The sequence below is a fragment of the Paracerasibacillus soli genome, from assembly GCF_042432965.1.
GTDB classification, from domain to species: domain Bacteria; phylum Bacillota; class Bacilli; order Bacillales; family Amphibacillaceae; genus Paracerasibacillus; species Paracerasibacillus soli.
The window spans coordinates 1-12,053 of the sequence record NZ_JBHLWL010000001.1 but is presented as its reverse complement, the minus strand read 5'-3'; the positions used below and the strand labels follow the sequence as shown (position 1 = coordinate 12,053).

Here is a 12,053-nt window from a genome sequence, read left to right as displayed (position 1 = left end):
TCTCTTCATTCCCCCTCATACCCATTTGGATGTTTTGAGTGCCACTGCCATGCATCTTGAATAATTTTTTTAATGGATGTACGAGTCGGTTGCCATCCTAAAATATCTTTTGCCTTTTGCGAACTTGCGATGAGTATAGCTGGATCTCCAGGACGTCGCGCACCTAATTGAGATGGAATATCTTTTTTCGTTACTTCTTTTGTTGCATCAATCATTTCCTTAACTGAAAATCCTTGACTACTACCTAAGTTGAAAATATTACTTTGCCCACCTTGTTGCAAATAATGAAGAGCAAGGATATGGGCGTTAATTAAATCTTGCACATGAATATAATCGCGGATACATGTTCCATCTGGTGTATCATAGTCATCACCGAAAATAGAAATAAATTCCCGTTGACCTAAGGCGACTTGTAAAATAATCGGAATGAGATGTGTTTCTGGTTGATGGTCTTCTCCAATGACTGCTGATTCATGAGCGCCTGCTACATTAAAATATCGCAAGGAAACAAATTTTATGCCATGAGCTTGTTCTGTCCATTTCATTAATTTTTCCATTGTCAATTTTGTTTCGCCGTACGTACTTGTAGGGTTTGTAGGCATGTTTTCTGTAATCGGAACTGATTCTGGTTCTCCATATGTTGCTGCGGTAGATGAAAATACGATTGATTTAACTTGAAATTCAGTCATGACCTGTAGTAAAACTTGTGTACCATACACATTATTATCGAAGTATTGCAGTGGCTTTTCCATTGATTCTCCGACAAGCGAGTTAGCCGCGAAATGAATAACTGCGTCAATTTTTTCTCGCTTAAAAACATCGCGAAGGAAGTTTATATTTCTAATATCTCCTTCATAAAAGGTCGCTTTCGGATGAACTGCTTGTTTATGACCAGTTTCTAAACTATCAATGACAACGACATCTTGCTTGTTTTCTATGAGCTGATAAACAGCATGGGATCCAATATAACCTGCTCCACCTAAAACGAGAATACTCATTTATATCACCTCTCCAATTATTTCTCTCGCACCGTCCCCAATGGCGGCTGTGTAAAATGTAGCTTGATAACCGATAGTTTCTTCGTAGATACGATTTACGTTTTGTTTAAACGCTTTTATATCATCATTTTCTACAATGGCAATGGCACATCCTCCAAATCCAGCTCCAGTCATGCGGGCGCCGATAACACCTGGCTGTTTCCATGCGGTTTCCACGATGGTATCAAGTTCTATCCCGGTTACTTCATAATCATGCTGTAGGGAAAGATGAGATTCATTCATTAATTTCCCAAAACCATGCAGATCATTTTCTGCTAATCTCTTTAATGCGTCTCGTGTTCTAGCATTTTCATAAACAGCGTGTTTTGCACGTTTTCGATTCGTGTTGTTACGGATGAGATGTTTATGTTTTTCAAATTGTTCTGGACTTAGCTCGCCAAGACTTTCAATTTGTAGTTCACATTGTAAATCAGCAAGTGCTTCTTCGCATTGTGTGCGTCGCTCATTATACTTTGAATCAGCAAGTGCTCTACTTTTATTTGTATGAATAATCATGATGGCATGGTTCGGTAATTGAATGGGTGCATACGTGTATGCAAGCGTACTTGTATTTAAATGTATCGCATGACCACTTTTTCCCATACCAATCGCAAATTGGTCCATAATCCCACTATTAACACCAATATAGTCATTTTCTACCATTTGCCCAAGCTTGATCATATCAACACGGTCTATCTTCAACTGAAATAAACCTTCTAAAATTACGCCTGTCACCATTTCAATAGAAGCGGAAGAGGAGAGGCCTGCGCTATTTGGAATATCTCCGTAAAAAAGAATATCCATGCCCGAATAAATGTTGTATCCGCTTTCTTTTATGAATTTAATCATACCTTTAGGAAAGTTAGCCCAATTGTGCTCTGGCTGATAGTCTAGTTGCGTGAGTTCACATTCTACAATACCTATATCAGGAAAGTTCATAGAATAAAAACGTAATTTGTTATCTGTGCGTTTAGTTGCTAAAGCATACGTTCCAAAAGAAATGGAAGCGGGAAACACATGACCACCATTATAGTCTGTGTGCTCGCCAATTAAATTAATTCGACCAGGTGCGAAAAAAAGGCGAGGTGTCGTCGTTGTGTTAAACTGATTATAAAATGCTTCATACAAATGTTGATGTGACATCGTATACCTCCCATGCTGTTGTATATTAATTAATTAATTTAACTAAGTTAATTGTACACAAAATGCATACGATTATCAAGGGTGAAACATGGGGACGGTTCTCGTGTTTCATCATTAAGAATGATGGGAAGAGCGGTAATCATGAGGACAATTTGGGAGATTGTTAATATTAAGTGGATTCATTGCTATCTTATTTGGTATATGGATATTCACGAAGCGGAGAAAAGTAAGTGGTTGAATGAAAAAGTAAGATTAGAAGTATCTCATTTAAGTTAAGTAATATTGTGTGAGCTGAGAAGGGAGCGCCCCCGACGTTAGCGGGAAAATAGCTAACAACAGGGGGCGTTTTTATTGCAACGGGCTTTTACGTGTAATTTGAATCTACTGAGAGAGCTTAACGGGTTGTAAGATTCCGGTTGATTAAAGTTTCAATTTATGGAAAAATATAGCGAAACGTATAAAATAAAAAAGGATGAAGAAGAAACACCTTTTTATGATGTAAATGTATTTGTTATATTAAAAAGCATAGCATAAAAAAGGAGAGGAATATTATTGAATAGCGTTGCTGAAATATGTTGTGGTAGTTTAGAAGATTCATTAAACGCACAAAAGGCGGGTGCCGACCGTATCGAATTAAATAATGCCATGTATTTATATGGATTAACACCTTCTTTAGGAACAATCGAGTTGGTAGTTGAATATTGTCATATCCCTATTGTCGCAATGGCTCGACCACGCCCAGGTGGATTTCATTATAATGAATATGAATTTGACACGATACGTAAAGATGTTGAATCGATGCTTGCGTATGACATTGAAGGCGTTGCTTTTGGATGTTTAGATGAAGCTGGGAATATAGATGTAAAAAAGAATCAGGAAATAATAGATATTATTCATAAACATAATAAAGATGCTATTTTTCACCGGGCGTTTGATGCCGTAAAGGATCCATATCAATCCATAGAGCTGTTGATTGATTTAGGGGTGAAAAGGGTTTTAACAAGTGGACTACAACCAAGTGCGGTAGATGGGGTTCCATTATTAGCCGAGTTACAGGGGAAATATGGTGATCGCATTGAAATATTAGCAGGTGGTGGAATTGATGCTGCGAACTGCGCTCATATTAAGAATAAAACTGGCATTCAACAGTATCACAGTTCTTGTAAAACTTGGCGAAAGGACCCAACAACAATTGGGAATGTTTCATTTGCCTTTGCAGAGCCACCGCACCAAGAGGATTATAATATCGTAGGTTACAATAAAGCAATATCGTTCGTGAACGCTGTAAAAAGGAATACCGTCAAGTAAAACCTAATACTTCACTTTATTGATTTACGGATTTATGCTAAGGGGATAAAAATTTTAAAAGTAATATTACTTATTCATTACATATCAATAGTTTCATAACGGTATGAAGATGGAAAACTCGGACAAGCTCCGGGTTTTTATTTATTCCATTTTTAATAAAAAAATATGAGTTAGACAAATTGCAGCTACATCTTTCGCAATTAGGACTAAATTTTTTGGCAAAAATAGTTAAAACATCATGCAATTCTGTAATTAGGAAAGTGAAACTAACAAAAGTAATCGGATGTTCAGTGATTTGATATTGTATGAAGTCTCCAATATACCTTCAGTACAATTTTGCACAAATTCATGTGGTTCATTTGGTCTTATCAGGCGTGGTAAACCACAATATAATACAAATATAGGACATACTACTTATGAACTATAGAGTTAGGGGGAAAAAGATGGATCAGCGTAGTATGGCAGTTTTAAATCAACTATTGAAACAGGATTCATATATAAATGTTCAAGAACTTGCTGCTTTATTAAACGTGTCGCGACGCACGATTTACAGTGATCTTGATAAAGTAAATGATTGGTTGAAGGAACATCATTTTACTGAAATTAAACAAGTAAGAGGACAAGGCTTATATATTGATGAGCTAACTAAAAAGGAAATGCTGACTAATTATTCCTTGTCTGGAATGACGTACTATGAATTTTCCCCCACAGAAAGAAAAGCGTGGATTTATATTCACATTGTAGGTCAGGAAAAAGCTTATTTTCTAGAAGATATTCGCGAGCTTTTTCAAGTAAGTAGAAATACAATACTTGACGATATCAAAAAACTAAAAGAAGAATTAAAGCCTTATAATATGTATGTTTATTCAGAACGAAAATCTGGATATTTTATTCAAGGGAATGAAAACGACATTAGGAGGTTGATGATTCATTACTTATCGTTCGTCATTCCGAAAGAGGGTTGGTACATTTTCTTATCTAATTTTCAAAAGCCTTCTATAAGCAGTGATGATCAATCCATACGACCTTATTTGATTTTTGACGTTCCATTGATGAATTTATTCATTCGGTTATTACATGATTATGAAGAAGATTTTAAGATTGAGTTTACCGATGACGTTCTATATAACATTGTTGTTTGGTTGCACTTTTTTATCAAACGTATAAAAAAACAAGCGTTTGTTGAAGTGGATGCAATTGAAAAGGAAGTTATTAAAACGACGGAAGAATATGTAGGAGTAAAGACGTTATGTCATCACGTTTCCGAAACATTAGATATTACGATTCCAAATGACGAAATATATTATTTTGCTAAGTATTTACTAAGTGCCAAAGTGAATTATAACTTCAGTCCACAATTACAAAGTGAAGAAATGAAAGCATTACTGCATGTAGTGGAGAAAATGGTTGTTGATTTTCAATTGTATGCAGCGATAGAATTTCGAGAACCTGAGCAAATGATTCAAAACTTATTGCTTCATTTAAAGCCTGCTTACTATCGAATTAAATACGGGATTGAAGTAGAAAATGCTTTGCGAGATTCAGTGATACAAAATTATCCTGAAGTATTTCATTTAACGAAAAAGGTCGTCCATTATTTTGAAGATTTAATTGGTCAGTCCATTACTGAAAATGAAGTTGCATTTATTGCGATGCATTTTGGTGGATGGCTTCGCAAAGAGGGTGTGATGCTCGAACAAACTCGTAAAAAGATGCTCGTCGTTTGCACGAATGGACTAGGTACTTCGCGATTATTGGAAAGTCAACTTGAAGGATTATTCTCAGATGTACAAACGATCGGTGTAACGTCATTAAGGGAATATGAAAAGATGGATTTAAATGTTGATTTTATTGTTTCCACCATTCCATTAACAGACCGGGGGATTCCAGTCTTTGTCGTCAATCCTGTTTTAGATAATGAGGACAAAGAGCAGTTGTTGAAAAAAGTTAACAGTTTGTTTGAACACTCTACAAAAAAACAAGTTTATTCTGTTGAAACAGTGATGGATATTATTAAAAGGTATGCTGTGGTAGAAGATGATGAAGTGTTATCACAGGAACTAAGACGATACTTTCATGCACCAATTAATGTTGAAAGTGAAGTGATGAAGCCGAATCTATATGAGCTTTTATCACCTGATCGAATTGTGTTGAAAAAACAAGTTGGAAGTTGGGAAAGTGCAATTAAAGTTGCTGCTGAGCCATTGTTGAAACAAGGGTATATCCGTAAAAGTTATGTTTCGAAAATGATTGAAAATGTTATCAAGATTGGTCCATATATTGTGATATCCGATCATTTTGCACTTCCGCATGCTAACCCAGATGATGGTGTCATGAAGACAGGGATGAGCATGTTACATTTGAAAAACCCGGTGGACATATTGGGAAAAGATGTGAATGTCATTGTCGTTTTAGCATCTCGGGATAATGAACAGCATTTAAGAGCATTATCGCAACTAACGAAGCTATTTTCTGACAAAGAGAACAGAGAAAAAATAATTAACATTACAGATAAAAATCGGATTGTTGAATTGATTCAAGCATATTCTGCAGCGAGAGATTAACAGCAAAGGATAGGGTGAGTGTGACTTATGAAATTTTTAGAAAAAAGTATTGTGAAGGTTGGTGTGGAAGTAGCAAATGCGGAAGAGGCTATTGAGGCTGCAGGGAACTTACTCACGCAAGCGGGGCTTGTAGAAAGTTCTTATATTGAAGCGATGAAACATTCGTATCGAAATAACGGTCCTTATTTTGTACTCGCACCGAGCATTGCGATTCCGCATGCCAGACCTGAAGATGGAGTGAACGAGGCTTCCGTATCGTTTGTGCAGTTAAAAGAGCCGGTTGAATTTGGACATGCTTCCAATGATCCGGTACGTCTTGTCTTTGGTTTAGGTGCATCATCAAGTGATGAGCATTTAACATTACTTCGGAAATTAACGTCACTTCTTAATGATTCGGAGAACGTAGAAAAGCTAATAGCGGCAACAAGTTATGAAGATATAAAAAACATTTTAGAAATGGAGCGATAAATATGATGAAAGTTTTGACAGTTTGTGGATTAGGTCAGGGAACAAGTTTGATTTTGAAAATGAATGTGGAACAAGCATTGGCGGATAAAGGGATTAGTGCAGATGTTGAGCATACGGATGTTTCTACAGCTTCAAGTATGCAAGCAGATTATATTATAACGAGCAATGAACTAGCAGAAAGTCTTGTAGGTCACAGTGCAAAAGTGTTTATTGTAAATAATTACTTTGATATGGACGAAATTAACAAAGCAATTGATGAAAACGTTGTGAGTTAAGTAGACATAGGAGGAAATGCGAATGGATACTATATTTTGGATTGCTACAAATATCTTTGGACAAGCAGCTATTTTACTAGGATTTATTGTTCTTTTAGGATTGCTACTTCAGAAAAAAAGTACAAGTCAAGTAATTAGCGGAACATTTAAAGCTGTTATTGGATTTTTAATTATTAGTGCTGGTTCAGGTGTCATTACAGATGCGTTAACAGTTTTTGAACCGTTATGGAAAGAAGTATTTAATTTATCTGCGGAGCCACTTGGAAACTTTATGGGGCAAGAGGCATTTAACGCAAAATATGGTAGTGCAGTTACGCTAGCAATGACATTAGGATTTGTGATTAACGTAATATTAGCTAGGTTTACTAGATTTAAATTTATTTATTTAACTGGTCACATGATGTTCTGGACGACAACTATTTTTGCAGGAATTGTTGTTCAAACGGCTGGTGATGTTTCGTTCGGTAAACTCGTGATCTTTTTAGCTGTATTTATGGGATTATATTGGACAATTCAGCCTGCATTAACACAACCATTTATGCGGAAGATTATGGGGAATGACAATATCGCCCTTGGTCATACATCAGCTTCCGTTTCATTATTAAGTGCTTTAGCTGGTAAATATTTAGGTAATAAAGAGAATGACTCTGAAAAAATTAAACTACCAAAAGGGTTAGAATTTCTAAGAGACTCTAACGTTATTACCGCATTAACAATGGGATTACTATTTTTAGTTGGTGCGATTATTATTTCCTTTAAAGATACCCCTGGAGCGCAAGCATTAGTTGAAGCTGCTGGGGATCAGAACTTTATCGTATACGCAATCATTCAGTCGTTCACTTTTGCAGCAGGTATTGCAGTGGTTTTACTAGGGGTGCGTATGTTTATCGGTGAAATGGTTCCAGCATTTAAAGGAATCGCTACAAAAATCGTACCTGGTGCGAAACCAGCACTAGATAGCCCAGTTGTGTTCCCGTTTGCTCCAAACGCTGTAATTTTAGGATTTTTGGGATCTTTTGTCGGTGCGCTAATCTGGTTGGTTGTTTTAGGAAATACAGTTAGTTATGTATTTGTTCCAACGATGATTGTATTATTCTTCCACTCTGCAACTGCTGGGGTATTCGGTAATGCTACTGGTGGTGTAAGAGGTGCAATCATGGGTGGTTTCATTACCGCGACTGTTGTTGCATGGGGACAATTTATTATGGTAAAAATGCTTTTACCTGGTACGGTTCCGGATACTGCAATGTGGGCAGCGGATTCAGATATGTTCGTTTTAGGGCCAATCATTCGGTTCTTATCACAATTATTTTTCTAATTTCAACTAAAATGGGGATGTACTTCCCCGTTTTTCCATTTATTTACTAGATATATGTTGCTTCCTTTTTAAATAAGGGTCTTACGCATGATAAAAGGGGAGCAACAAAAAGAATGGAAATGCAAGGTTGAATATGAATGGAAGTTTCTTCCAAAATAGCGAGGTCGAGATAATTTCAGATAGAAATATAGGGGAATTACCCTTTCAACCAAGCTCGATTTTATTAAACTTTTAATCTGCGGGACAGAAGATATTTCCACAGAGACGATTTAAAAATTTACATCAGGAGTGATTGAAATGAGTTTTATTAGAACATTTCATGGCGATATCGATCCATCTCAATTAGGTTTCACATATTCTCATGAACATATTGTATGCCGTCCCCCATATTGGGTAGAGCACCATGCAGATGATTTACTTCTTGACGATAAAGAAAAGTCGAAGCAAGATGTGCAAGATTTTAAAAATCTCGGTGGCCAAGCAATTGTTGATGCAACTGCGGTTGACTATGGACGTGATGTGCAAGCAGTGAAGGAAATTGCCGAAGAAACAGGTGTGACGATAGTTGGTACCGCAGGATTTAATAAAAGTTTCCTATGGGATGCACATATTCCCGAACATGTAAAAAAAGTTGTTGGTAATTATGACACCTATTATGAATGGATTGATGCAAAATCAATTAATGAATTAGCGGATTTCGTCATTCGTGAAATTGAAGAAGGGCTAGAAGGTACGAATATTCGTGGTGGCCAAGTAAAATTTGGTACTGGTTATAACAGAATAACACCGTTAGAGGAAAAAACATTGCGTGCAGTAGCAAGAGCTCATCATGAGACAAAAGCACCGCTGCATTCCCATACTGAGGCGGGTACGATGGGCCTAGAACAAATTGAACTATTGAAAAGTGAAGGTGTCAATTTAGAATATATTAGTTTTGGCCATATGGACCGTAATCCAGATCCATATTACCATGAGCAAATTGCACAAACTGGTGCTTTACTTTCTTTTGATGGTATCTCAAAAATTAAATATGCTCCAGAAAGCACACGTATTCAATGTATTTTAGACCTTGTGAATAAAGGTTATGAGGATCAAATACTCGTTAGTGGAGATACAGCAAGAAAATCCTATTACAAACACTATGACTATGGTTTAGGTTTAGAAAACATTATTGGGAAATGGGTACCGCGTTTTATTGACGAAGCAAATAGAAAAGGCTTTGATGGTGAGAAATTAATCAATAAGTTTTTCATTCAAAACCCAGCAAGATGCTTTGCATTTAAAAAATAATTATATTGAATCGGACGGTGAAGACAGCATGGAATTCCAATATGAAAATTCCTTTGACGTAAAGGAAAAAATCAACCAATCAAAAATTGCGATATTACCAATCGGTGCAGTTGAGGCGCATGGTCCTCACTTACCACTTGGAACGGATAATTTACTAGCTGAGCGCTTATCGGAAAAATTGGCAGAGCGAGTGAATGGTTTTGTGCTACCGACTTTACCTTATGGGCAAGTGTGGAGTCTACGTAACTTTCCTGGCAGTATAAATATTAGTAATAACGCGCTTATTAGCTTTCTTGTTGATATTGGGGAAAGTCTTTATAAGCAAGGTTTTAGAGTATTTGCAATGGTAAACGGACATTTAGGAAATCAGACGGCTTTAAAAGAAGCGGCACGTGTACTGTATGAGTCATGTCCAGAAATGCGCGTGTTCTATTTCTTCTATCCAGGTATGAATCAGGCTGCAGCTGAAGTACGGGAGAAAACTTCAGCACATAGCACATATTTTCATGCTTGTGAAATTGAAACATCTTATATGTTGTACTTGGCACCGGAGCATGTTGCGATGGATCGGGCGCTTACGGATATTCCAGATATCCCGTTGCATGCTGATTCAACACCAACACCGTGGGAAGAGTTTACAAAAACAGCCGTGTTAGGTGACGCCAGTCTTGCAACAGAAGAAAAAGGAAAATATATTATCGATATCGCCTTAGAAAATATGGTGAAAATGATAGAAGAATAGGGGGTCAGACCCCCCAGGGACTTTTTCTTGATCCTTTTTACTTTTTTGAACAGGCACTAAAAATATAAGGGTGTGACTCGTTGTGAGGGAAAAACTTTATGATAAATTTTTATTTAACTTTTTAGCAAGTGATCGCGACAATGCAGCGGCAGTGATGGAAGCTGGTTCTGGTTATGTCGTTCCCGGAATTGTATCCGATAAGTTTGATTCCATTGAAACAGCCGCGGAAAAAGTAGCAGAATTAAAATCCGTAACGGACATGGTGAGCATTGGCCTTGGTGGTGGGGGAAATACAGCTAATTGGAAGAAAGTACTAGATATAGCTGTTGCATCTAACCCGGGTCATATCAACCAACCATTTGAAACTGCAACATATGCAAAAGGATATGTAGACGGAAAAGGTATCCCCAAACAATTGGTTAATGCACTTGTGCAACCAACAGGTGAAGTAGGAAAAATTAAATTAGCCAATTCTAGTAAAATTCTACTTGTTGAGGATTTCATTGAAGTTGCGGTAAGCCTTGGCATTGAAAGTATTAAAATGATGCCGGTAAAAGGGACACAGCATTTAGAAGAATTAATCTACTTAACTCAAATAGCAGCCGCTAAAGGCATTCGTGGCGTGGAACCTGCTGGTGGAATTGATGCAAGTAATATTAAGGAAATAATAAACGGCGTGAAAGACATTGATATTGCATTCTTTATGCCACATATATTTGGTTCAACGATTGATAAATTAACTGGAAAGACAATTCCAAGTAAAGTACGCGAAATTATTTCCGAAGTGGAGGATTTATCATGATTCATCAATACTTTAATAAAATTACAGACTTACTATCTATAGTTGAAAAAGAAGAACAGGCAGTAATGAGTAAAGCTGCTAAAAAGGTTGCCGATGTTATTCAAGCTGGTGGAGTTATTCATTTGTTTGGTTGTGGACATTCGCATATTTTGACAGAGGAAGTCTATTATCGTGCAGGTGGACTAGTTCCTATTCATCCTATTTTACATGAACCACTAATGCTTCATGAAGGTGCCGTTCGTTCATCAACTTTAGAAAGAAAAAATGATTATGCGAAAAACTTTATGGAAGAACAGGATATTCGTAAAGATGATGTCTTCATTGTTATTTCAACATCAGGAAGAAACCCAGTTCCAGTTGATGTCGCACATTTTGCTAAAAAGAAAGGTGCGTATGTGATAGGTATTACCTCAATTGCATATTCATCTAGCCAACCATCTCGCCATACAAGTGGAGAGCACTTATTTGATGCAGTGGATCTTGTTATAAACAATCATGCTCCAGTTGGGGATGCACTCTTGTCCCATGAAAAGGTCAATGTTAATTTTTCACCTAGCTCGACTGTAATTGGCGCTACAATTTTAAATGCTATATTGGCAGAATCTATCAAGCAAATGGCAGAGAACGACTTCGAACCCCCAGTTTTCTTAAGCGGAAACATCGAAGGCGCCGACGGACACAACCAAAAACTAATCGATATGTACAGCGAACGAATAAAACTATGAAACATGGGTGAAACATGGGGACGGTTCTCGTGTTTCATCAATCCTTCGAACATGGGGATGGTTTTCGTACTTCATACTAATTCAATTGTTTCATAAACGATGATCCTGCATTCATGCCATAAATTAGCTACTACATAACGAGCTAATTTTTTAGGGTCATATTCATATTATTCACTGTTTTATTTAAATGGCATTGGGGAATCAGTTCCTTCACCTTGACCTGATAGTATGGAACTGAATCCCCGCCGCCCAATCAATGCAAATAGTAATTACTTTGGAGGAGGGGTCTGACCCATAGGCCTTGCACGAATGTAACCTTATGTAAGACATGTAATAATTTTACAGTTCGGTTTATTGTTTGAATAAAAAAAGGGGGATGAG

12 protein-coding genes are annotated in these 12,053 nt (G+C 37.0%); 10 read left to right on the top strand and 2 right to left on the bottom strand.

Annotated features, from left to right (window positions below):
• Nucleotides 1-5 precede the first annotated feature (5 nt).
• Both galE and ACFFIS_RS00055 read right to left on the bottom strand, forming a co-directional pair.
• Nucleotides 6-998, bottom strand: a complete 993-nt coding sequence (gene galE, locus ACFFIS_RS00060; protein ID WP_320380084.1) for a UDP-glucose 4-epimerase GalE — start codon at nucleotides 996-998, stop codon at nucleotides 6-8.
• Nucleotides 999-2,180: a galactokinase gene (locus ACFFIS_RS00055; protein ID WP_390185651.1), complete on the bottom strand. Its 1,182-nt coding sequence runs from the start codon at nucleotides 2,178-2,180 to the stop codon at nucleotides 999-1,001. It abuts the gene before it with no gap.
• A 141-nt stretch (nucleotides 2,181-2,321) separates the two neighbouring features.
• Here ACFFIS_RS00055 and ACFFIS_RS00050 point away from each other — a divergent pair, with 141 nt between their 5' ends.
• From ACFFIS_RS00050 to ACFFIS_RS00005, 10 genes are all read left to right on the top strand, one after another.
• On the top strand, nucleotides 2,322-2,456 hold the full coding sequence (locus ACFFIS_RS00050) for a hypothetical protein (RefSeq protein ID WP_320380083.1): 135 nt from the start codon (nucleotides 2,322-2,324) through the stop codon (nucleotides 2,454-2,456).
• A 276-nt stretch (nucleotides 2,457-2,732) separates the two neighbouring features.
• Nucleotides 2,733-3,488 (top strand): copper homeostasis protein CutC, encoded by a 756-nt coding sequence (locus tag ACFFIS_RS00045; protein WP_320380082.1) that lies wholly within the window; start codon nucleotides 2,733-2,735, stop codon nucleotides 3,486-3,488.
• 443 nt (nucleotides 3,489-3,931) lie between these two features.
• Nucleotides 3,932-6,052 carry a BglG family transcription antiterminator gene (locus ACFFIS_RS00040; protein WP_390185650.1) on the top strand — a complete coding sequence of 707 codons (2,121 nt, stop codon included), beginning with the start codon at nucleotides 3,932-3,934 and terminating at the stop codon, nucleotides 6,050-6,052.
• A gap of 27 nt (nucleotides 6,053-6,079) precedes the next feature.
• Nucleotides 6,080-6,520, top strand: coding sequence for a PTS sugar transporter subunit IIA (locus tag ACFFIS_RS00035; RefSeq protein ID WP_390185648.1), 441 nt, complete (start codon nucleotides 6,080-6,082; stop codon nucleotides 6,518-6,520).
• Between the two features lie 5 nt (nucleotides 6,521-6,525).
• Nucleotides 6,526-6,795 (top strand): PTS sugar transporter subunit IIB, encoded by a 270-nt coding sequence (locus ACFFIS_RS00030; protein ID WP_320380621.1) that lies wholly within the window; start codon nucleotides 6,526-6,528, stop codon nucleotides 6,793-6,795.
• Nucleotides 6,796-6,817: 22 nt separating this feature from the next.
• Nucleotides 6,818-8,113: a PTS ascorbate transporter subunit IIC gene (gene ulaA / locus ACFFIS_RS00025; protein WP_390185647.1), complete on the top strand. Its 1,296-nt coding sequence runs from the start codon at nucleotides 6,818-6,820 to the stop codon at nucleotides 8,111-8,113.
• 297 nt (nucleotides 8,114-8,410) lie between these two features.
• Complete coding sequence (locus ACFFIS_RS00020; protein WP_390185646.1) at nucleotides 8,411-9,403, top strand: phosphotriesterase family protein; 993 nt, start codon at nucleotides 8,411-8,413, stop codon at nucleotides 9,401-9,403.
• A gap of 28 nt (nucleotides 9,404-9,431) precedes the next feature.
• Nucleotides 9,432-10,145, top strand: coding sequence for a creatininase family protein (locus ACFFIS_RS00015; protein ID WP_320380077.1), 714 nt, complete (start codon nucleotides 9,432-9,434; stop codon nucleotides 10,143-10,145).
• 82 nt (nucleotides 10,146-10,227) lie between these two features.
• Entirely contained in the window at nucleotides 10,228-10,947 is a 720-nt protein-coding gene (locus tag ACFFIS_RS00010; RefSeq protein ID WP_390185643.1) for a KDGP aldolase, read from the top strand.
• A complete protein-coding gene (locus ACFFIS_RS00005) occupies nucleotides 10,944-11,672 on the top strand; it encodes an SIS domain-containing protein (RefSeq protein WP_320380075.1) in 729 nt (242 codons plus the stop codon). Before ACFFIS_RS00010 ends, ACFFIS_RS00005 begins: the two co-directional genes overlap by 4 nt.
• Nucleotides 11,673-12,053: the final 381 nt, after the last annotated feature.